A 20,759-nucleotide genomic window follows, 5' to 3' on the forward strand; every position below is an offset into this window, starting at 1 on the left:
GTCGGCTCGACAGCGAGGTCGGAGCCCCGACCTCAGGGTATCGGCGTCAGGGCATCGACCAGGGCTCCTGTGGGAGCGGGTGGCCGGTCTCCAGGTAGGTCTTCAGGTTGGACAGCACCGCCGACCAGCCCCGCTCGGCGTCCGCCCGCTCGGCCTCGTCGGCGAGGTCGTCGTGCGTGACGGTGAGCCGGGTGAGTTCGCGCCAGCCCTGGATCTCGAAGGTGACCCGGGAGGGCCCGCCCGGGCGCCGCTCCTGCGGCCCGGCCCAGGTGGTGACCAGCCGGTGCGGGCGGTCGGCGGCCTCGACGACGCCGATCACGTCGGCGATCCCGGAGCCGTCGGCGCGCTGGTGCTCCCAGGGCGCGCCGGGCAACCAGGTGGAGACGTTGCGGTGCCCCCAGTAGAGGCCGGACTCGTCGGCGTTGGTGAGGGCGTGCCAGACCCGCGCGGGGGTGGCACGGAGGTAGAGCGTGCTGCGGACGGCGGGCGCGGCCATGGCCTCAGCCCCTGGCCGCGTCGAGCAGCTGCCGGACGTCAATCTTCTGCATCCGCAGCATCGCTGCGGTCACCCGGTCGGCCTTGGCCCGGTCCGGGTCGGTGATCAGCTCGTTGAGCACGCGCGGCACGATCTGCCAGGAGAGGCCGTAGCGGTCCTTGAGCCAGCCGCACGGGCCCTCCTGGCCGCCGTCGGCGGTGAGCTTGGCCCAGAGTTCGTCGACCTCCTGCTGGTCGGCGCAGTCCACCTGGAGCGAGATCGCCTCGGAGAAGGTGAACTCGGGGCCGCCGTTGAGCGCCACGTACGGCCGGCCGGCGAGCTCGAAGACCACCGTCATCACCGAGCCGGCGGCGCCGGGACCGGCCTCGCCGTAGCGGTTGACCTGGGTGATGCGGGAGTTGGGGAACAGTGAGGTGTAGAAGGCGGCGGCCTCTTCGGCCTGGTCGTCGAACCAGAGGAAGGTGCTGATTTTCTGCATGCGCCCGACGGTAGCCCCGGGCGCCGCCCGGGCCGCCGAGCCACGGCCGGGGGTCACCGGATCGGCGCCCCCGGGCCGCGGCCCGGGGGCGCTAGTGGACCCAGCCCGCGTAGCGCTGGGTGAAGCGGCGACCGGTGTGGGCGGTGACGACGACGTCGTAGCGGCCCTGCTTGTCCAGCGGCCAGGCCAGGTTGACCTGCTTGCCGGGGCGGACCCAGACGGTCTGCGCGGTGCCCGCGAAGTCGTTGGGGGCGGCCGTGAAGGCGAGGTCGGTCAGGCCGTCGTTGACGAGCTGGAGGGTCAGCCGGCTGCCGCGCAGGTCGGCGGTGACGATCGGTACGGCGACGTCGTTCTGGCCGTCCCGGCCGTCACGCACCACGGTGCCGGCGAAGCGGCGCACGAAGCCGTCCGGGCCGTGGACGGTGAAGTCGTAGCGGCCGTTGGTGGCGGCGGCGTCCCAGACGTACTGGGCGGTGGAGCCGGGGGCGACGGTGTACGGGGTGCCCGCGAACGGGAACGCGATGTTGGGGTAGACGGTGTACGGAAAGGCCACCGAACCGTCGTTGCTCAGGGTGCAGACGACCTTCCCGGTCTTGCGGTCCACGTCCACGTCGGCCCACGGCTGGTAGGGCAGCGGGCGGTGCGGGCGCTCGCCCCGTTCCTGGACGGGCATCGACTGGGCGCCGACGGCCGGGAGGGCGACGCCGGGCAGTTTGGCGCCCGCGTCGGCCTTGGCCATCAGGGCGGTGGTGTCGGGCAGCGACGGGATCGACGTGGTCGGCGCGGCGAAGTCGAAGCAGCTGGTGAGGTCGCCGCAGACGGCCCGGCGCCAGGCCGAGATGTTGGGCTCGGCGACGCCGGTGACCAGCTCCATGAAGCGCAGCACCGAGGTGTGGTCGAAGACCTGGGAGTTGACCCAACCGCCGCGCGACCAGGGCGAGACGACCCAGAGTGGGACGCGGTTGCCGAGGCCGATGGCGCGGCCCTGGGTGAACTCCTCGGGGGTGCCGGGCTCGGGGGTGGGCGGGACCATGTGGTCGAAGTAGCCGTCGTTCTCGTCGTACATGACCAGGAAGACGGTGTGCTGCCACACCTCCGGGTTGGACATCAGCGACTGGAGCACCTGGTTGACCCAGTGCGCCCCGTACGCCGGGCCGGCGTCCGGGTGCTCGGAGAACAGGTACGGGGCGACCAGCCAGGAGATGGTCGGCAGGGTGCCGTCCTTGCAGTGGCGGTCGAAGTCGGTCGGGTCGAACTTCGTCATCGCGTTGATGTAACGCGGGTCGGTGGGCGGGAAGTTGTGGAACTGCTTGAAGTAGGAGAGGGCGTTGTCGTCGTAGTCGCCGGTGCGGTCGTCCTTGCTGGGGTTGTGGTAGACCCGCCAGCTGACGCCGGCCTGCTCCAGGCGCTCGGCGTAGGTGGTCCAGTCCGCGACGGGGTTGTCGGTGACCGGGGTGTTGTCGATCCAGGGCCCGGTGGTGCCGTCGCGGCCGGGGCCGGAGGTGCCGGTCCACAGGTAGAGGCGGTTGGGGTCGGTCGGCCCGGCGAGGGAGGTGAAGTAGGCGTCGCACAGGGTGAACGCGTCGGCCAGGGCGTACTGGTAGGGGATGTCGTCCCGGGTGAAGTAGCCCATGGTGCGCTCGCCCTTGGCGGCGATCCACTTGTTCATCGCACCGTTGTTGATCGCCTGGTGGCCGGTCGCCCAGTCGTGGGCCAGACCCCCGGCGTTCTGCGCGTTGTACTTCGAGGTGTCCATCCGGTACGGCAGCATGGCGCCGCCGTCGCTGCGGCGGCTGTCCGGCTGGCGGAACACGTCGGCGCCGTCCGGGAACTGGAGCGCCTGCTTGTCGCCGAAGCCGCGGACGCCGCTGAGCGTACCGAAGTAGTGGTCGAAACTGCGGTTCTCCTGCATCAGCACGACGACGTGCTTGACGTCCTTGATGGTGCCGGTGAGCCGGCCGGGGGCGGCGTCGGCGGAGGCGGCCTCGGCGGGGCCTGCGGCCAGGCCGGTCAGGGCGGTGGCGCCGACGGCCGCGGTGGCGCCGACGAAGGTGCGGCGGGAGAGCTCGGGCATCGTGAACTGGCCTCTCAGAGCTGGAAGGTGGCGACGGCGGCGGCGGTGTCGGAGGGCCACTCGTTGGCGGCGTCGTTCGGCTCGGGCTGCGGCCAGTCGGCGACCAGGGTGTGCGCCTCGACCAGCTTCAGCGGGCCGGCGTACTGGACGTAGTCGATGCGGTCCTGCGGCTCGGGCTTGGTGCCGCGCTGCCGGCGGGTGGGCGACCAGGTGGCGCCCGGGAACTCGACCGGGTCGCGGTTCTCCTCGCGGAAGCTGTCGGTCAGCCCGGCGCCCTGAAGAGCGAGGCTGACCGGCCAGTTGAGCGCCCCGACACCGCCGTGCGCGGCGGCGGTGGCGGCCGTCCAGTCCAGGTGGGACGGCGAGGAGAGGGCGCCGGCGAGCACCACCGGGGTGTGCCGGGCGATGTCCGCGCGCACCGCGGCGACCAGCGCCTTGGCCTGCTTCAGCCGGAGCGAAGCGGTCTCGGCGGTCTCCGTCTGGGCGGCGGTCCGACCGTCCTGGAGCGCGTACGGGCCGTAGTCCGCCTCGTCGAGGTGCGCGGCCCAGAAGCGGACGGTGCGGCCACCGGGCAGCTGCAGGGTGACCCCGGCGGCGGGCAGGTCGGCGGTCACCGGGGTGACGTCGACGAGCGGGTGGCGGCTCAGGATGCCGACGCTGCCGGGGCTCTGGTAGGCGTACCAGCCCAGGGCGTCGGCGAGGGTCTTCGCCCGCTCGCCGGCGGTCTCCTGCAGGGCGAGCACGTCCAGGCCCTGGGTGAGGACGACGCGCAGCTGCTTCTCCAGCGCGTCGGTGTAGCCGGCGCCCGCGTTGTGCAGGTTCCAGCTGGCGGCCTTGAGGCGCGGCGGCGCGGCCGGATCGACGACGGGGACGAGGACGGTGACGGTGTCGGTGGCGCCCGCACTGTCCTTGACGCCGACGACGGCCACCTCGGGGCTCTTGCCCGCCGCGGGTGCGGTGCCGGTGAGCGTCCCGTCGGCGGCGACGGTCAGCCAGGACGGCCCGCTGACCTTGCGGAAGGCAGCCGTCCCGGCCGGGTTGCCCGCCGGGCGGGACCAGAGCCCGCCGAGCTTGACGGACACCGCCGTGCCGGGGGCGACGGGGGTGGTGGTGACGGCGTCCACGGCGCTGTGCGGACGGACGACGGCGGGCTTGGCGCGGAAGCTGAACGGGGCGCTCTGGGCGAGGATGCCGTAGCCGTCCTTGGCGAGCAGGTAAGCGGTGTACGGGCCGCCGGTCAGCGCCGAGGTGTCGAGCTGGAGATCGCCGGAGGCGGCGGGGGTGTACTTCCAGAGGAGAGAGGAGCCGGTGCCGGGACGGCGGTCGCCGTCGTAGATGCCGACCCAGTTCTTGTCGTCGGGGGCTTCGGTGCTCCAGTGGAAGGTGAGCCGGTCGCCTTCGGTGGGGTTGGCGGAGGAGGTGAGGGTCAGGGCGCTGCCTGCGGCCACGGTTTTCCTGTCCGCCGCCCGGGGCCCGGTCCGCCGGGGGTCGGCGCCGGGTCCGCGCGCGGCTGGTCACGGAGGCTGGGGAGGGTTGGCCCCGCAGTTGGCTGTACAACTTCGGGCGGCCCTCATTCATCCGAAGGTCAGCGACCGGAACATGAACGACGCGTGACGGAACATCGGGCGGTTCGGGAACTCCGTGACCGGCGGCGGGGAATCCCCCTCCCGGAACGCCGGAAAGGGCCGCGGCGGAGATCCGCCGCGGCCCTGGTGCTGCCCTGCTGCTGCCCTACCGTCGTGCTTCCGCACTGCCTTGCTGCGCTACTGCCCTGCCGCCTTGCGGCCCTGCTGCCCTGCTGCCCTGCTGCCCGACGGTCAGGCCAGAGCGAGGAACAGCTTCTCCAGCTCGGCCTCGCTCATCGGCGCGGCGTCCTCGTCGGCGGCGGCCATGCACTGGCGCATGCCACTGGCCACGATCTTGAACCCGGCCCGGTCGAGGGCGCGCGACACGGCGGCGAGCTGGGTGACCACGTCCTTGCAGTCACGCCCCGCCTCGATCATCGCGATCACCCCGGCCAACTGACCCTGGGCGCGGCGCAGCCGGTTCAGGACCGCGCCGACCGACTCCTCGTCCACCTGCATGTCCGGGCCGCCTTTCGCATCGACTGTCGAGTGACAACTGTACCCGGTGGGGTATCCATTCCAGGGCGGGGCGATGCTCGCCCTGGGGCAGTCGCACAGGCAGGCGGGCAGGCGCGCAGGCGGGCAGGCCTGTGGGCAGTCGGGCAGTCGCACAGGCAGGCAGGCGGGGCTCAACGGCGGGCGAGGCGGCGCTCACCGCCGGCGCCGGTCTCGTACGGCAGCCCGTAGTGTGCGAACACGGCGGGTTCGTCCTCGACGGGCAGGACATCGTCGGTGCCGATCGCGGGGGCCTGCTTGACCTGGCTCTTCGGGAAGGCCACCCGGACGTAGCCCGGTCCGACCACCGCCCCGTCGAGCGGGACGAACACCAGGCGTCGCCTGCCCGCCAGGCCGACCGTGACGGTGGCGAAGAACGGCTGGTCGGTGGCCGTCTCCACGTAGACGGACTCCAGCGAGCCGATGCGGTGGCTCTTCTCGTCGACCACCGGATGGCCGCGCCACTCGCGGATGTCTGCCATAGCGATCACCACGGCATCGACCTCCCGTCTCCCGTCCGGCATCTGCATTCGCCGTCAACGTCCTCCGGCACCGGTTCACCGCCGGGACCTCCCATCCTCCGCCGGGACGCGCGGGGGCGCGCGACGAACGGCGGGACGGACGGCCAGAGGTTGACCGGGCGGCGGTCGACCGGCCGAAAAGGGACATACAGGGGTGACCCGACCAACCGGCACGCGGGCCGTGACCTGCGCTTTACGCTGTCGCCCGAGGGCGTCACAAGCAGATCATCCGATCGTCAGCAGATGGGGGCGGCAACCGTGGGACACAAGAGCATGTGGGAGCCCGGCGAACCAGGGATCCCCGCCGACCTGCGACCCGACATCCCGCACCCGGCCCGGATGTACGACTACTACCTCGGCGGGAAGGACAACTTCCCCGCCGACCGTGCCGCAGCCGAGAAGGCACTCGCCGCCAACCCCGAGTTTCGCTCCACCGCGCGGGCCAATCGAGGCTTCCTCACCCGCGCGGTACGCTGCGTCGCCGATCTCGGCATCGACCAGTTCCTCGACATCGGCACCGGCATCCCCACCGCCGGCAACACCCACGAGATCGCCCGGGCCGCCAGCCCGGGCACCCGGGTCGTCTACGTCGACAACGACCCGATCGTGCTCAGCCACGCGCGTGCCCTGATGTCCGGCGCGGGACCGGGGCGGACCGCCGTCCTCCGGGCCGACCTCCGCGAACCGTCCGCCGTGCTCGCCGTCGTCGAGGCCGAAGGGCTGCTCGACTTCTCCCGACCGATCGGCCTCGTCCTCGCCGCCGTCCTGCACTTCCTGCGCGACGAGGACAAGCCGCACCAGGCGGTCGGCACCCTGCTGGACGCGCTCCCCTCCGGCAGCCATCTGGTCCTCTCACACGGCACCGCCGACTTCATCTCCGCCGAGATCCGCGACCGCGTCACCGGCATCTACGACAAGGCCGCCGCACCCCTCGTCGGCCGCACCCGCGACGAGGTCCGCACCTTCTTCGACGGCCTCGACATCCTCGACCCCGGCGTCACCACCGTCCCTCTCTGGCGCCCCGACACCACCCCCGCCCCCGGCGCCGACCGCGTCAGCATGTACGGCGCGGTCGGCCGCAAGCCCTGACGCCTCCGACGGGTGGAATATACCGACCGGTCTACTGATTTCCTGGTCGACCAGGCAATGGCCCATAGGCGCCGATCGGCGATTCCTCCGGCGCGGACGGTGTCGCCGGTGCGATGGCGGCCGGGGCTGCGCCCGGCAGGGTCCGCGCCGGTGAAAGTGGCTTGCCGGGCGTGACGCCGGATGGGTAGCGTCGCCGTCCATGCCCCCGACTCTGCACACCCGGCGCCTGCTCCTCGCCCCCTACGTACCCGAGGACGAAGAGGACTTCGTGGCCCTGTTCCAGGATGTGAGGGTGTCGCGGTGGATGGGTGACGGCCCTGCTTCCGAGGAGGCGGACCGGGCCCTGTTCGGGCGGATCTTCACAAAGGTCTACGCCCAGGACCTGTTCGATGTCTGGGCTGTTCGCAGGGACGGTGCGTTGATCGGGCATGCCGAGATCAAGCCCACCGATGCGGTCGTGGGCCACGAGCTCGTCTACGCGCTCACCCCGGCGGCGTGGGGATCGGGCCTGGGTACGGAGTTGGCCCAGGCCCTCGTGGCCTACGGCTTCGGCACTCTCGGGTTGACCGAGGTGCACGCCACCGTAGCGGCATCGAACAACGCCTCGCTGACCTTGCTGGACAGGATCGGCTTCGAGCACGTCCGGGACATCAGCGAGGACGACGGCAGCACCACGCGCGTACTGACCCGCCGTCTGGCCGCCACGGCCGGGTCTCCGCACGCCCGGCAGGGGTGAGCGGATCCCGGCCCGGCGGGAGGCCGTTCAAGCAACCCGGGCCGGACCGCGGCCACATCGCGCCGGACCCGCAGGTTCACCACCACACCCTGGCGGGTCGGCGAAACGGATGTCGTGATCCCGGGCGGTGGCGAGACCGTCATGGTCGCGCTGTCCGCGGCCGACCGCGACCCCACCCCGTTCCCCCGCCCCGACACCTTCGACATCCGCCGCCCTTCGCCGCCCCATCTGGCCTTCGGCCACGGTATCCACTACTGCCTGGGTGCGCCGCTCGCCCGGCTGCAGGCCGCGACCGCTCTGAGCTCCCTCTTCACCCGTTTCCCAGCTCTCGCTCTCGCCCCCGGTGCGGACCGGACGTGGCGCCGCAGTCTCATCACCCGCGGCCTCACACGGCTTCCGGTCCGCGTAGGGGGGTAGCACGACGCTCGCCGCCGGTGCCGGGTCGCGGCGGCCGGCACCACGGCGCGGCGCCCGATGCGTCGGCACCGCGTCATGCGCGGTGAGATCCCGCCCGGCGGACAGCGCAACGTCAAGACCCTCGGGCGCGGGGCAGGAAGGCCTGGCCGTCGATGGTGAGTTCGGCGCCGCGCGGGGTGCGGGTGAACCGTTCTTTGGGGGGTTAATACCACCGACCAGGGCCACCACGCGCGGTTACTGTCGTCGGGACGGCCCCGGACAGGGGCGGTCAGCACGGGCCATCGCGCGGCAGACGCGCAGGACATGGGGGACGAACATGGGCAGGTACCGCCGCTACGCAGGGGCACTCGTGGTCGCCGGGCTCGCCGCCGGGGCGCTCAGCGCCTGCAACCCGGTCGGGACCAGGTTCAGCGACGACGCGACCGTCTCGGACAAGATCACCGCCATCAAGCTGGACACCTCCGCCGGGGACATCACCGTCCACGGGAAGGCCGGCGCCACCCAGGCCGCCGTCCACCGCGACATCGAGTACCGCAGCGGCAAGCCCGGCGCGACCACTCGGGTGGACGGCGGCGTGCTGGTGCTGAGCGGCTGCGGGCGCAACTGCTCGGTGGACTACACCGTCGAGCTGCCGCCGGGGCTGCCGATCAGCGGCGGGACGTCCTCGGGCGGGGTCAAGCTCTCGCAGGTCGGCGAGGTCTCGGTGCACACCAGTTCCGGCGACATCACGCTCGACGACGTGGCCGGGCCGGTCGACGTGCGCACCGACAACGGCGAGATCAAGGGCACCTCGCTCAAGGGCGACCGGGTCAGCGCCAAGACCGACAACGGCGGGATCAAGCTCACCCCCGGCAAGGCCCAGAACATCACGGCGAAGACCTCGAACGGCGAGATCAACGTGACCGTGCCGACCTCCTCCTACCACGTCACCGCCTCGACCGACCTGGGCGAGAAGCACATCGGCGTCCAGAGCGACCCGAACGGGAAGTACCGGCTGGACCTCGGGACGAACATCGGCGAGATCACCGTCAAGACGGGCTGACCTGATCCGCCGCCAGGAGGCCCCGACGCGTTCGTCCCACGGCCCGCCGACCGGGGTCCGCGCTTTCCCGGCCCCGCCGGGGTGTGGCGGGGCCGGGGGCGGTCAGAGGCCGACCTGGATCTCGGCGCGGTGACGGATGTACTCGTCGGGGTGCGAGCGCGCGATGGCCACCGCGGCCTCCACCAGGTCGTGCAGTTGCGGCGGGTAGGCGCGCGGCACGAGGGGCAGCCCGGGGAGGATGCAGCGCCGGACGTCCAGGTCCTCGTTGGCGACGAACTCGCGCAGCGCGGCCTCGTACCAGGCGTCCCGGACGATCGACCCCTCGTCGGCGGCGGCCGTGTTGCGGCCGTCCCCGACCGACAGGGACGTCCAGTACCAGGCCCGGGCGGCGCCGGCCCGTTCCGCGTCGGTGCCGGTGTGCAGGTAGCCGAGCAGGGTCAGCCGCACCCGGCGCTGGCCGAAGGCGAGCAGGGCGGGCTCGACGAAGCGCCGGTTGAAGCTCGGGTTGGGGTCGTAGACCGCCGCCTCCAGCAGTGCCTCGAAGTACTCCTCGGGCAGTTCGGTGCGCCCGGAGAGCGCCTTGTGGACCTCCCACCGGGCCGCACTCGGAAAGTCCGGCCCGTGCGCGGCGTCGACCCCGAGCAGGCGGAGCAAACGTGTCAACCGCAGGTCGAACGCCTGCGATCCGTCGGCCGTGCGCCCGGGCAACGGCTGGAGAATCCGCACCTCGCCTGCCGTGTCCTTCGTTTCCACGAACACCCCTCCTCATTCTGAGTCATCGGCAGACTACTCGCTGATACACCAGTTCGGAGGTCGTTTTCGGGCAGGCTGGAATTCAGATCCTCGATATATGGCCGGAGTTTGACGGTTGCCCAGGGCTGCTACCGCCTCGGACGGCGCGAGGCGGGCACGCGGGCACGACCCGGGCCGACCGCACGGCCGGGCCGGGTCAGCCAGGCCGGGCCGGTTCGGTCAAGCCGGTCCCGTTCGGTCAAACCGGTCCCGTTCGGTCAGGCCGGACGGCCGGGCGGGACCAGGCCGGACTGGTAGGCGATGGCGACGAGTTGGGCCCGGTCGCGGGCATCCAGCTTGGCCATCGCGCGGTGGACGTGGGTCCGGACGGTGAAGGGGCTGACGAACATCCGCTCGGCGATCTCCTCGTTGGTGAGCCCGGTGGCGGCCATGGACATCACCTCGCGCTCGCGGGCGGTGAGCACGGACAGGCGCTCCGCCGAGGCGTTCGCGCCGGCCGCCGGATCGGGCTGGGCGAGGAACTGGTCGATGACGGCCCGGGTGGCGGCGGGCGAGAGCAGGGCGTCCCCGGCGGCGACGGTGCGGACGGCGGCGAGCAGTTCCGCCGGATCCGCCCCCTTGCCGAGGAAGCCGCCCGCGCCCGCGCGCAGCGCCTGGGCCACGTACTCGTCGATCTCGAAGGTGGTGAGGATCAGCACCCGGGTGCCGGCCAGTTCCTCGTCCCCGCAGATGGCGGCCGTCGCGCCGAGGCCGTCGGCGCCGGGCATCCGGATGTCCATCAGGACGATGTCGGGACGGGTGGCGCGGGCGAGTTCGACGGCCTGGCGGCCGTCGGAGGCCTCGCCGACCACCTCCATGTCGTCCTCGGCGTCGATCAGGACCCGGAAGGCGCCGCGCAGCAGCGCCTGGTCGTCGGCGAGCAGTACTCGGATGGTCAAGCGTGGTCCTTGTCGTCTCGGGCGCCGGTGCGCAGCGGAAGTTCGGCCGTGACCAGGAATCCCCCGTCGGGGCGGCGGTCGGCGGTGAACCGGCCGCCGACCGCGCCGGCCCGTTCGCGCATGCCGATCAGCCCGAAGCCGCCCTCGCCGGGGGCGGGGTGGGGCAGCAGGGCCTGTCGGGGGCGGGCGCCGGCCGGGGGGCGGCCGTTGGCGACGCTGACGGCGACCCGGCTGCCACTGTAGGCGAGGGTGATCTCGGCGTCGGCGCCGCGGGCGTGCTTGGCCACGTTGGTGAGCGACTCCTGGACGATCCGGTAGGCGGTGAGGTCGACGCCGGGCGACAGCGCGCGGGCCTCGCCCTCGACGGTGAGCCGGACCGGCAGGCCGGTGCGTTCGAAGGAGTTGATCAGATCGGGGAGCCGGTCGAGGCCGGGGGCCGGTTCGAGCGGGGCGGGCTCCTCGGCGCGGCGCAGCAGACCGACGGTGGCGCGCAGTTCCTGGAGCGCGGAGCCGGTGGCGTCGGTGATGTGGCTGAGCACCTCGCGGGCCTGGGTGGGGTGGCGGTCCATGAGGTAGACGGCAATGCCGGCCTGGGCGTTGGCGAGGGCGATGTGGTGGGCGACGACGTCGTGCAGGTCGCGGGCGATCCGGATCCGCTCGTCGGCGACCCGGCGGCGGGCCTCCTCCTCGCGGGTGCGTTCGGCGCGTTCCGCGCGTTCCTCGATGGCCGCGAGGTGGGCTCGGCGGTTGCGGATGGAGTCGCCGAGGGCGCCGGGCAGCAGGGCCCAGGCGAGGACGCCGATCCGTTCGCCGATCGGGCCGCCGCCGTCGCCGATCAGCGACGTGCCGGTGAGCAGGACGGCGGAGGCGATCGAGGCGCGCAGGGCGGTGGAGCGGTCGGTGCGGACGGCGAGGAAGTAGAGGGCGAGCAGCAGCGGGGTGGCCAGCCCGGGGGTGAGCCGGGGGGTGAGGGCGACGAGTGCCATCGTGCAGATCAGCGTGATGACGACCACCAGGCGCGGGTAGCGGCGGTGGGCGAACACGGCGACGGCGGAGACCAGCGCGATGGCGCCGCTGAGCGGCCGGAAGGGGATGACGTGGCCGGCCTGGTCGACGTTGGCACCGGCGAAGGTCATCGCGATCAGCACGACGCCACCGACGGCGTCGAGCAGCCGGGGGTGGTCGCAGCGCAGCCGCTGCCAGGTGTCGCTCATGGTGGTGCTCTCCGGGTCGGGGGTGCCCTGGCGGCACCCTCGCCGGGTTCTGCCAGTTCGTGCCGAACCGCGCCCTGCCGGGCGGGGTGGGCCGGGTCGGGGCCGCCGTGCGCGTGGCAGGCCCCGACAGCAACGGTAACGGTAGGGGCTCGAACCTGTGTCCGGGCCGGGGCCCGCCCCGTGGATCGGGACGGGCCCGGGCTGGTCCGCGGGACCGGCCTTACACGCCGACGGACTCCCGGACCGGGGCCGGTTCGGGGGCGGCGGTCTGCAGCTTGCTGCCCTCGACGTCGATGTCCGGTATCAGCCGGTCCAGCCAGCGCGGCAGCCACCAGGCGTGGCGGCCGAGCAGCGCGAGGACGGCCGGCACGATGGTCATCCGGACCACGAAGGCGTCGAAGGCGACGGCCGCGGCGAGGCCCAGGCCCATCATCTTGATCATCGGTTCGCCCATGCCGATGAAGCCCGCGAAGACCGCGATCATGATGAAGGCGGCGGCCGTGACCACCCGGGCGTTGTGCCGGAAGCCGGTGACGATGGCCTCGCGGGGCCGCTCGCCGTGGACGAAGCCCTCGCGGATCCGGGTGACCAGGAACACCTCGTAGTCCATGGCGAGGCCGAAGACCACGCCGACCATGAAGATCGGCATCATGCTCATCACCGGACCGGTCTGTTCGACGCCGATCAGGTTGGCGAGCCAGCCCCACTGGAAGACCGCGACCACGGCGCCGAGCGCGGCGGCCACCGAGAGCAGGAAGCCGAGCGCCGCCTTCAGCGGGACGAGCACGGAGCGGAACACCACCAGCAGCAGGACGACGGCGAGGCCGACGACCACGGCGAGGTAGGGCACCAGCGCGTCGGTGAGCTTCTGCGAGACGTCGATGTTCATCGCCGTCGTGCCGCTGACCAGGATCGTCGCCCCGGTGGCCGTCTTGAGGCCGGCGGCGTGGCCGCGGATCGTCTGGACCAGGTCCTTGGTCTCGGCGGCGCTCGGGCCGGTGGCCGGGACGGCGTTCAGCAGGGCGGTGTCCCCCGCCTTGTTGAACATCGGCGGGGTGACGGAGACCACGCCGGGCAGCCCGGAGACGGTCTTGGCGACCTCGCCCGCGGCGGCCTTCGGATCGGGCGTGCCCTTGGCGTCCACCATGACGGTCAGCGGCCCGTTGAAGCCGGGGCCGAAGCCCTCGGACAGCAGGTCGTAGGCCCGGCGCTGGGTGGTGGAGGTGGGCTTGGACTCGTCACCGGGCAGGCCGAGCCGCAGGTCGAGCGCGGGGGCCGCGAGCACGCCGAGGCCGATCACGGCGCCGAGCAGCACGGCGAGCGGGCGGCGCAGCACGAACCGGGCCCAGCGGGAGCCGCCGTTCTCCTTCTTCGGCTGGACGGCGCCGTTGCGGGCCTTGCGGGGCAGCACCCGACGACCGATGAAGCCGAGCAGCGCGGGCACCAGGGTGAGCGCGACCAGGACGGCGATGACCACGGTGCCGGCCGCCGCCATGCCCATCTTGGCGAGGATCGGGATGCCGACCACGGAGAGCCCGGCCAGGGCGATCACCACGGTGAGCCCGGCGAACACCACGGCGGACCCGGCGGTGCCGACGGCCCGGCCGGCCGCCTCCTGCGGGGTGCGGCCCTCGGCGAGCTCGGCCCGGTAGCGGGAGACGATGAACACGGCGTAGTCGATGCCGACCGCGAGGCCGAGCATCATCGCGAGGGTGCCGGTGGTGGAGGACAGGCCGAGCGTACTGCCGAGCGCGGTGATCAGGGCCATGCCGAGGCCGACCCCGATCACGGCGGTGAGCAGCGGCAGCCCGGCGGCGACGAGCGAGCCGAAGGTGATCACCAGGACGACCGCGGACAGCGCCATGCCGACCATCTCGCTGCTGCCGCCGGCCTCGGGCTTGGCCATCAGCGCGTTGCCACCGACCTCGACCTTCAGACCGGCGTCCCGCCCGTGCTGGGCGGCCTGCTCCAGGGCGTCGGTGGCGCCCTTGGACAGCTCGCCCGCCTTGACGGAGTAGCTGACGGTCGCGTACGCGGTGGTGCCGTCCTTGGAGACGGCGCCGGCCTTGAACGGGCTGACCGCGCCGGTGACCTCCTCGCCGTGGGCGAGTTCGGCGACCGTCCGCTCCACCGCCTGCTCGTTGGGCGCGGCGGTGATCTTCTGCCCGGACGGGGCGACGAACACCAGGCGGGCCGAGGCGCCGTCGGCGTGGCCGCCGGGGAAGCGCTCGTTCATCAGGTCGAAGGCCTTCTGCGCCTCCGTGCCGGGCATCGCGAAGCCGTCGTCGGGTGCGGCGGGCGCCTTGGCCGCGAGGACTCCGCAGACGGCCAGCACGGCGACCCAGAGCAAGGTCACCAGCCGGCGTCGTGCGAAGGCCAAGCGGCCCAGGCGGTACAGGAACGTGGCCACGGGAGAGTGGACTCCTTCGGATCTCGGTCAGAGTGCGCGCCGCGGCCGGGCCGGCGCCTTTCGACGCGGACCGCCCGCAGCATGACCCATCCTTGATCGCCGGACCCTGCTCCGTCGTCGTCCCTGCGCAGGCCGTTTGCGTACTGCGGACGCAGTACGGCCCCCCGAACGGCGGAGCGCATGGCCTGCGGCGGGAGCAGCCCGGTGTACTTCCGCGGGCGGCCCCGGCAGGCTCGACGCGGCCCGGCGCCGTCACCCGGGCGGGCGGCGACGACGGGCCGCGGGCTGCCGGGCGACGTAGCGTGGGCCCGACCCTTTTCGCATGGTTCGGGCCGGTCCGACCCGATCGCCGCCGACCCAGCCCCGCCGCCGGAGGTGCCCATGGGCGTTCCCGCCGCCCGCATCGTGTTCGACGAATCCGACCGCGCGGCCGTCGCCGACGCGGTGACGGAGATGCTCGCCACCGGCGCGCTCACCCTGGGCCCGTGGACCGAGCGCTTCGAGCAGGCCTTCGCCGCCGAGCACGGCGCCTCGCACGCCGTCGCGGTGAGCAGCGGCACCGCGGCGCTGGAGGTGATCCTGCGCACCGTCGACGTCCGGGGCCGCGACGTCGTCGTCCCGGCCGTCACCTTCTACGCGACCGCCGGCGCCGTGCTGCACGCCGGCGGGCGTCCGGTGATCGCCGACGTCGACCCGGACACCCTGGCGCTCTCCCCCGAGACGATGGAGGCGGCCCTCACCCCGGATACCGCAGCCGTCGTACTCGTCCACATCGGCGGCCTGGTCACCCCGCAGGTCGGCGCGCTGCGCGCGATCTGCGACGACCGCGGCATCCCGCTGGTCGAGGACGCCGCGCACGCCCACGGCAGCAGCCTCGGCGGGCGCTCGGCCGGGACGTTCGGCCTGGCCGGGGCCTTCTCGTTCTACCCGACCAAGGTCATCACCAGCGGCGAGGGCGGCCTGATCGTCACCGAGTCGCCCGAGCTGCGCGACGAGGCCCGCACCTACCGCGACCAGGGCAAGGGCTCCTTCACCACCAACCACCACGTCCGGCTCGGCTACGCCTGGCGGATGAGCGAGCTCAGCGCCGCCGTCGGCGCCGTGCACCTGCGCCGGCTCAAGGAGTTCATCGAGACCCGCCGGGCCGTCGCCCGCCGCTACGACGCGGCGCTGGCCGGGCTGGACGGCCTGGAGCCGGTGCTCGAACCGCCCGGCTGCCGGAGCAACTACTACAAGTACCTGGCGCTGCTGCCACCCGGGGTGGAGCGCGCCGCGTTCAAGCGGGCGGTCGCCGAGGAGTACGGCGTGCGGCTGTCCGGCGAGGTGTACGACCTGCCGCTGCACCTGCAGCCCGTCCTCGCCCCCTACCGGCGCGAGGCACTGCCGGTCGCCGAGGACGTCTGCGCGCGGCAGGTCTGCCTGCCGGTGCACTCCGACATGACCGAGGACGAGACGGAGCAGGTCATCGAGGCCGTCTCGGCGGTGCACCGGCGACTCGTCGGATAGCCGGGTCCGCCCGGCCGAAGGCCCGACCGGAAGCGCGACCGGAAGCGCGACCACCGGAAGCTCGACCAGAAGCACGAGCAGGAGCTCGGCAAGGAGAGAGAACGTGCGGATAGCCGTCACCGGGGGATGCGGATTCATCGGCTCACACGTCGTGGACCACCTGCTCGCGGCCGGCCACGACGTCCTCGCGGTGGACACCACCGACAAGTACCTCAACCCCGACGCCGAGCACGCCCGGCTCGACGTCCTCGACCTGGCGGCGCTCACCTCCGCGCTGGCCGGCAGCGAAGTGGTGTACCACCTCGCCGCGATGGCCGACGTCGAACAGGTCTCCGCCGACCCGGTGCGGGCCGTGCGGACCAACATCGACGGCACCGAGGCCGTCCTGGAGGCCGCCCGGCGCAGCGGGCTGAGTCGCACCGTGCTGGCGAGCACCGTCTGGGTCTACGGCGCCGCCCTCACCGACGATCAACTCGGCGGCGGGGAACAGGAGTTGGACGAGCACGTGCCGATCGAGCTGGAACACAGCGGCCACCTCTACGTCGCCACCAAGCTCGCCGCCGAGCTGCTGGTGCACAGCTACCGCGAGCTGTACGGGCAGCACTTCACCATCCTGCGCTACGGCATCCCGTACGGGCCCCGGATGCGCGACGAACTGGTCGTCGCGCGGTTCGTCCAGGCGGCGCTCGCCGGACGGCCGATCACCATCGCCGGCGACGGCCGGCAGAGCCGCAACTTCGTCTACGTCGAGGACCTCGCCGACGCCCACGTCCGGGCCCTCTCCCCCGCCGCCGAGGACCGGACCTTCGCCCTGGAGGGCTCGACCGCCGTCTCGGTGCGCGACATCGCGGACACCGTCGACACGCTGCTGGGGCCCGTCAGCATCGAGCACATCGACGGCCGCAAGGCCGACTACGCCGGGCGGCGGATCTCCTGCGCCCAGGCCAAACGGCTGCTCGGCTGGTCTCCGCACACCAACTTCACGGACGGCGTGCGGCGGTACGCGGACTGGTACCGGGCCGACACCGCCGCCCCCGCCGCCTCCTGACCGGGCCGCCCGATGCCGCACGCGCTGCTCGTCTCCGGCTCCCTCGGCCAGGGCCACGACGTGATGGCCCAGGCCTGCGCGGACACCCTGCGGGCCCGCGGCTGGACCACCGGCACCGTGGACGCGATGGCGCTGCTCGGGCAGCGCTCGGGCGCCGCCGGGGAAGCCGTCTTCCGGCGGCTGCTCGACCTGCCCGGCGTGTACGACGCCTTCCACTTCTCGGCGTTGCGGCCGGGCGCCCGGCTCGCGCTGCTCGCCGACGCGGCGGCCCGTACCCGGCTCGTCCCGGCCCTGCGGGAGCTGGTCGCGGCGCAGCGGCCGCAGCTGGTGGTCTCGGTGTTCGCCACCGCCACCTCGGCCGTCAACCGGCTGCCGAACAGAGACTTCCGGCACTTCGTGTTCTGCACCGACGTGACGCCGCACCGGCTCTGGGTGCAGGAGGGCACCGACCTCTTCCTGGTCACCTCCGAGGTCGCCGCCTGCGGCGTCCGCCGCTATCGGCCGGACGCCGCCGTCACCGTCCTGCCCGCGCCGCTGCGGGAGCCGTTCTACCGGCCGCCCGGCCGGGCCGAGGCTCGCGCCGACCTGGGCGTCCCGGCGGGTGCCGCGTGCGTGCTGCTGATGTCCGGCGCCTGGGGGCTCGGGCCGCTCGCCCGCACCGCCGCCGCGCTCGCCGCCGCCGGGCCGCACGTGCTCGCCGTCGCCGGGCGCAACCGGGAACTGGAACGCAGGCTGCGGGCCGCCGCCCGCCGGGAGCCTCGACTGCACCCCTTCGGCCACACCGACCGGATCCCCGCCCTGATGGCCGCCGCCGACCTCGTCGTCACCAGCTCCGGCGACACCTGCAGCGAGGCCCGCGCCCTCGGGCGGCGGCTGCTGCTGCTCGACGTCGTCCAGGGCCACGGCCGCGACAACCTCCAGCACGAGTTGGAACTCGGCCACGCCGACGTCGCCTCCGCCCACCCCGCCGAGGTGGTCCGCAACGCCCTCGCCGCCCTCGCCCGCCCCGAGCCCGCGCCCTCCCCCGGCGCCACCCCGGAGCGCTGGCGCACCGGGTTCACCGGCGCCCTGGAGCAGGCGGGGTTGGCGTAGTCGGCGGGCATCGGGCGGGGGCTACGGCGGTGCGCGGCGCGGCGCGGCAACGGACGGACCGGGGGTTCAGGACGGCCAGGGGACGGCGTGGTCGCGGAGCGGGCCGAGGGTGAGGGCCCGGGTGCGGCAGTGGGCGGCGATCAGGGGAAGCGCGGCGAGGGTGGCGCGCCACGAGTCGGGGGCCGACGTGCGGTCGGAGTCGTGCAGGAGCAGGGTCGCACCGCCGGTGAGGCCGGGGCGGGCGGTCGCGTAGACGGACGCACCGGTCGCCTCCGCCGTCCAGTCCCGGCCCCAGGCCGTCCACAGGACGCTGCGCAGGCCCAGGCTGCGGGCGGCCAGGGCCGGGCCGGCGGTCAGCACGCCGTACGGCGGGCGGTACCAGTGCGGGCGGGCCCCGCACAGCTCGGTCACCGCCTCGGTGGTGCGGCGCACCTCGCGCAGGTCGCGGACCGGGGCCGGGTACCACTGCTGCCGGTGGTACCAGCCGTGGACGGCCACCTCGTGCCCGCGCAGCACCAGCTCCCGGCCGAGGGCGGGAGCGCGCTCCAGCATCGAGCCCAGCAGGAAGAACGTGGCGCGCACACCGCCGAGCCCGTCCAGCGCGTCCAGGACGTACGGGGTGCTGCGCGGATCGGGGCCGTCGTCGAAGGTCAGCGCGACGTGGTGCGGGTCGGCGCCGAGGCCGGCCGTCCGACGGGCCAGCGTGCGGCGCAGCACCGGAAGGCGCACCGCCGCGGGGGCCAGGTGCGCGAACTCGGCCGCGGCCGCCACCGTGAGCGCCCGGGTGGCCGTGTTCACCCGAAGCGGGCGGCCATCCGCCGGAACACGCCCGGCGCCACGCCGTGGATCCGGGCCGGGAGGCCGAGCCAGTGCGGCACGTACAGCCGGTCGCGCTCGGTGGTGATGGTCGCGACCACGGTGTCGGCGACCCGCTCCGCCGGGACGGGGCGCGGCCGCTCGCGCTGGTAGGGCGTCCCGCGCCGTTCGAAGAACGGGGTGTCCACCGGGCCCGGCAGCACCAGGCGCACCCCGACCCCGGTGCCGCGCAGCTCGTACCAGAGGCTCTCCGCGAACATCGCCAGCCCGCCCTTGGTCGCCGCGTAGCCCGACTCGTCGCGCACGCCCACCTGGCCGGCCATCGAGCCGAGCAGCACGATCCGGCCGCGGCGGCGCTCCAGCATGCCCGGCAGGAGGAGGCGGACCAGCCGCAGCGGGGCCGCGAAGTTGACCTCGACCATCCGGTCCAGGACGTCCGCGGGGGTGTCGACGAACGGTCCGCGCCAGCCCAGGCCCGCGCTCGCGACCAGTGCGTCCACCCGGCCGGCCGCCGCGAGGGCCGCCTCGGCGAGGCGGCGCGGGCCGTCCGGCTTGCTCAGGTCCTCGGGCAGGGCGCGGCCGCCGGTGCGGGCGGCGACCTCGTCGAGGCGGGCCTGGTCGGTGCCGGAGAGCAGGGTCCGCCAGCCGGCGTCGGCCAGGCGGGTGGCCGTGGCCAGGCCGATGCCGGAGGAGGCGCCGGTGACGAGCACGACCGGGCGGTCGGCGGGCCCCGAGTGTCGAGGGCCCGGCTGGGCTTCGTCCGCCATCGCGCACCTGCCGCTCCGTGGGCGTGTCGCCGTCCGTTTTGTCCGGCAAGTCACCTTCGCACGGCGGCATCGTCCGGGCTACCTGGGCGGGGCGGCCGACTCCGCCTCGGTGTCCGGGCCCGAGGCACCCGGGTTCGAGGCGTCCGCGTTCGAGGCGCCCGGGGTCGAGGTGGCCAGGTTCGAGGCGCCCGGGCCCGCGCCGGACGCATCCGCGCCGGACGGGTTCGCGACGCACAGGGCCGCGGCGGCCTCCGCGGACTCCCCCTCCAGCTCGCCGAACCGGGACAGCAGGAAGGTGCCGCCCACCGCCACCGCGAACCCCGCCAGCGCGCACCACTCGAAGCCCGGCCGGGCCGCGTCACCGAGCGCCGCCACCCCGACCAGGGCCGGGCCGAAGGTCTCGGCGACCGTCCCGGCGGCGGTCGCGGCCGTCACCGTGCCGCGCTGCAGGGCCAGCGCGTACGCGAGGTAGCCGCCCAGGCCGCCGGCCGCGAGCGCGTAGGCCGCCGGGTCGGTGAGCACGGCCGCCGGGCTCGACGCGTCCAGCACCCGCACCGCCAGGCTCGTCACCCCGAACCCCACCCCCGCCAGCAGCCCCAGCCCGGCCGCCGCGACAGTGCCGGCACGGCGCACCAGGATGAGGGTGAGCAGCAGCATCAGGGCGGTGGTCGCGAGCAGCGCCCAGTGGAACACGGCCGGGGCGTACTCGCGGCCCTCCCGGCCCGAACCCAACGCCAGCAGCGTCAGACCGACCACCACGGCGAGGATCCCCGCCACGTCCCCCCGGCGCAGCCGCGCCCCGAGCAGCCAGACGGCAGCCAGCGCCGTCACGGCCAGGCTCGCGTTGGTGACGGCCTGCACGAGGAACAGGGGCAGACTGCGCAGCGCCACGATGCTCAAGCCGAAGCCGACGATGTCCAGCGCCGTGCCGAGCAGGAACTCCCACGACCGCACCAGCGCCGCCAGCAGCCCCGCCCGCACCCGGTCCGCCCGCGGCGCCGACCGCGCGCCACGCGCCTGGAACACCGCCCCGAATCCGAAGCAGACGGTGGCGACCAACGCGGTGGTGAGTCCCAGCAGCATGCCTCTCCCAGCCTCGCGGGCAGCATCGATCTCCCACCAGTCTGTGCCCGGGACGATGCCGCCGCACGGGTGGGACGGCACGCCCGCTTCGCCGACGGCGGAGCGTACGGGCCGGCTTCCCTGGCCTGCCGAAGGGCGGTGACGAGGGGGCGCTCGGCG

At 73.8% G+C, this 20,759-nt stretch carries 20 protein-coding genes; 7 read left to right on the top strand and 13 right to left on the bottom strand.

Annotation, left to right across the window (positions count from 1 at the left end; all coding sequences use genetic code 11):
- Positions 1-46: 46 nt before the first annotated feature.
- The 6 genes from P3T27_RS20765 to P3T27_RS20790 form a co-directional block, all read right to left on the bottom strand.
- Positions 47-496: an SRPBCC domain-containing protein gene (locus P3T27_RS20765; RefSeq protein WP_280680586.1), complete on the bottom strand. Its 450-nt coding sequence runs from the start codon at positions 494-496 to the stop codon at positions 47-49.
- A gap of 4 nt (positions 497-500) precedes the next feature.
- Entirely contained in the window at positions 501-974 is a 474-nt protein-coding gene (locus P3T27_RS20770; protein WP_280680587.1) for a VOC family protein, read from the bottom strand.
- Between the two features lie 91 nt (positions 975-1,065).
- Positions 1,066-3,048, bottom strand: coding sequence for a phospholipase C, phosphocholine-specific (locus P3T27_RS20775; protein WP_280680588.1), 1,983 nt, complete (start codon positions 3,046-3,048; stop codon positions 1,066-1,068).
- Between the two features lie 14 nt (positions 3,049-3,062).
- The gene (locus P3T27_RS20780) at positions 3,063-4,496 is read right to left on the bottom strand and encodes an endonuclease/exonuclease/phosphatase family protein (protein WP_280680589.1); all 1,434 of its coding nucleotides are present in this window, start codon (positions 4,494-4,496) and stop codon (positions 3,063-3,065) included.
- Between the two features lie 369 nt (positions 4,497-4,865).
- Complete coding sequence (locus tag P3T27_RS20785; protein ID WP_280680590.1) at positions 4,866-5,132, bottom strand: metal-sensitive transcriptional regulator; 267 nt, start codon at positions 5,130-5,132, stop codon at positions 4,866-4,868.
- Between the two features lie 170 nt (positions 5,133-5,302).
- Entirely contained in the window at positions 5,303-5,659 is a 357-nt protein-coding gene (locus P3T27_RS20790; protein ID WP_280680591.1) for a PRC-barrel domain-containing protein, read from the bottom strand.
- Between the two features lie 288 nt (positions 5,660-5,947).
- Here P3T27_RS20790 and P3T27_RS20795 point away from each other — a divergent pair, with 288 nt between their 5' ends.
- From P3T27_RS20795 to P3T27_RS20810, 4 genes are all read left to right on the top strand, one after another.
- Positions 5,948-6,778, top strand: a complete 831-nt coding sequence (locus tag P3T27_RS20795) for an SAM-dependent methyltransferase (protein WP_348534118.1) — start codon at positions 5,948-5,950, stop codon at positions 6,776-6,778.
- Positions 6,779-6,977: 199 nt separating this feature from the next.
- A complete protein-coding gene (locus P3T27_RS20800; RefSeq protein ID WP_280680592.1) occupies positions 6,978-7,514 on the top strand; it encodes a GNAT family N-acetyltransferase in 537 nt (178 codons plus the stop codon).
- Between the two features lie 114 nt (positions 7,515-7,628).
- Positions 7,629-7,931: a cytochrome P450 gene (locus P3T27_RS20805; RefSeq protein WP_280680593.1), complete on the top strand. Its 303-nt coding sequence runs from the start codon at positions 7,629-7,631 to the stop codon at positions 7,929-7,931.
- 316 nt (positions 7,932-8,247) lie between these two features.
- Positions 8,248-8,973 carry a DUF4097 family beta strand repeat-containing protein gene (locus tag P3T27_RS20810; protein ID WP_280680594.1) on the top strand — a complete coding sequence of 242 codons (726 nt, stop codon included), beginning with the start codon at positions 8,248-8,250 and terminating at the stop codon, positions 8,971-8,973.
- A 102-nt stretch (positions 8,974-9,075) separates the two neighbouring features.
- Here the strand turns inward: P3T27_RS20810 and P3T27_RS20815 are convergent, their stop codons facing one another.
- From P3T27_RS20815 to P3T27_RS20830, 4 genes are all read right to left on the bottom strand, one after another.
- Entirely contained in the window at positions 9,076-9,726 is a 651-nt protein-coding gene (locus P3T27_RS20815; protein WP_280680595.1) for a hypothetical protein, read from the bottom strand.
- Between the two features lie 257 nt (positions 9,727-9,983).
- The gene (locus P3T27_RS20820; protein WP_280680596.1) at positions 9,984-10,664 is read right to left on the bottom strand and encodes a response regulator transcription factor; all 681 of its coding nucleotides are present in this window, start codon (positions 10,662-10,664) and stop codon (positions 9,984-9,986) included.
- A complete protein-coding gene (locus P3T27_RS20825; protein ID WP_280680597.1) occupies positions 10,661-11,878 on the bottom strand; it encodes a histidine kinase in 1,218 nt (405 codons plus the stop codon). Before P3T27_RS20825 ends, P3T27_RS20820 begins: the two co-directional genes overlap by 4 nt.
- Positions 11,879-12,098: 220 nt before the next feature.
- On the bottom strand, positions 12,099-14,288 hold the full coding sequence (locus P3T27_RS20830) for an MMPL family transporter (RefSeq protein WP_280680598.1): 2,190 nt from the start codon (positions 14,286-14,288) through the stop codon (positions 12,099-12,101).
- A 381-nt stretch (positions 14,289-14,669) separates the two neighbouring features.
- Between P3T27_RS20830 and P3T27_RS20835 the strand changes: the two genes are divergently transcribed.
- From P3T27_RS20835 to P3T27_RS20845, 3 genes are all read left to right on the top strand, one after another.
- Positions 14,670-15,794 (top strand): DegT/DnrJ/EryC1/StrS family aminotransferase, encoded by a 1,125-nt coding sequence (locus P3T27_RS20835; RefSeq protein ID WP_280680599.1) that lies wholly within the window; start codon positions 14,670-14,672, stop codon positions 15,792-15,794.
- Between the two features lie 103 nt (positions 15,795-15,897).
- On the top strand, positions 15,898-16,842 hold the full coding sequence (locus tag P3T27_RS20840; RefSeq protein WP_280680600.1) for an NAD-dependent epimerase/dehydratase family protein: 945 nt from the start codon (positions 15,898-15,900) through the stop codon (positions 16,840-16,842).
- Between the two features lie 12 nt (positions 16,843-16,854).
- On the top strand, positions 16,855-17,934 hold the full coding sequence (locus P3T27_RS20845; protein ID WP_280680601.1) for a hypothetical protein: 1,080 nt from the start codon (positions 16,855-16,857) through the stop codon (positions 17,932-17,934).
- 66 nt (positions 17,935-18,000) lie between these two features.
- Here the strand turns inward: P3T27_RS20845 and P3T27_RS20850 are convergent, their stop codons facing one another.
- From P3T27_RS20850 to P3T27_RS20860, 3 genes are all read right to left on the bottom strand, one after another.
- On the bottom strand, positions 18,001-18,732 hold the full coding sequence (locus tag P3T27_RS20850; protein WP_280680602.1) for a polysaccharide deacetylase family protein: 732 nt from the start codon (positions 18,730-18,732) through the stop codon (positions 18,001-18,003).
- Positions 18,729-19,517 carry an SDR family NAD(P)-dependent oxidoreductase gene (locus tag P3T27_RS20855; protein ID WP_280680603.1) on the bottom strand — a complete coding sequence of 263 codons (789 nt, stop codon included), beginning with the start codon at positions 19,515-19,517 and terminating at the stop codon, positions 18,729-18,731. The genes P3T27_RS20850 and P3T27_RS20855 overlap by 4 nt, the downstream gene beginning before the upstream one ends.
- A gap of 78 nt (positions 19,518-19,595) precedes the next feature.
- On the bottom strand, positions 19,596-20,600 hold the full coding sequence (locus P3T27_RS20860) for a hypothetical protein (RefSeq protein ID WP_280680604.1): 1,005 nt from the start codon (positions 20,598-20,600) through the stop codon (positions 19,596-19,598).
- Positions 20,601-20,759 lie beyond the last annotated feature (159 nt).

The organism is Kitasatospora sp. MAA19 (assembly GCF_029894125.1).
Lineage (GTDB): Bacteria > Actinomycetota > Actinomycetes > Streptomycetales > Streptomycetaceae > Kitasatospora.

Excerpts from the sequence above, each read along its gene's own strand:
- P3T27_RS20785 (WP_280680590.1), bottom strand. The coding sequence starts at position 5,132 with ATGCAGGTGGACGAGGAGTCGGTCGGCGCGGTCCTGAACCGGCTGCGC.
- P3T27_RS20825 (WP_280680597.1), bottom strand. The coding sequence starts at position 11,878 with ATGAGCGACACCTGGCAGCGGCTGCGCTGCGACCACCCCCGGCTGCTC.
- P3T27_RS20855 (WP_280680603.1), bottom strand. The coding sequence starts at position 19,517 with ATGGCGGACGAAGCCCAGCCGGGCCCTCGACACTCGGGGCCCGCCGAC.
- P3T27_RS20765 (WP_280680586.1), bottom strand. The coding sequence starts at position 496 with ATGGCCGCGCCCGCCGTCCGCAGCACGCTCTACCTCCGTGCCACCCCC.
- P3T27_RS20810 (WP_280680594.1), top strand. The coding sequence starts at position 8,248 with ATGGGCAGGTACCGCCGCTACGCAGGGGCACTCGTGGTCGCCGGGCTC.
- P3T27_RS20775 (WP_280680588.1), bottom strand. The coding sequence starts at position 3,048 with ATGCCCGAGCTCTCCCGCCGCACCTTCGTCGGCGCCACCGCGGCCGTC.
- P3T27_RS20770 (WP_280680587.1), bottom strand. The coding sequence starts at position 974 with ATGCAGAAAATCAGCACCTTCCTCTGGTTCGACGACCAGGCCGAAGAG.
- P3T27_RS20845 (WP_280680601.1), top strand. The coding sequence starts at position 16,855 with ATGCCGCACGCGCTGCTCGTCTCCGGCTCCCTCGGCCAGGGCCACGAC.
- P3T27_RS20860 (WP_280680604.1), bottom strand. The coding sequence starts at position 20,600 with ATGCTGCTGGGACTCACCACCGCGTTGGTCGCCACCGTCTGCTTCGGA.
- P3T27_RS20800 (WP_280680592.1), top strand. The coding sequence starts at position 6,978 with ATGCCCCCGACTCTGCACACCCGGCGCCTGCTCCTCGCCCCCTACGTA.
- P3T27_RS20835 (WP_280680599.1), top strand. The coding sequence starts at position 14,670 with ATGGGCGTTCCCGCCGCCCGCATCGTGTTCGACGAATCCGACCGCGCG.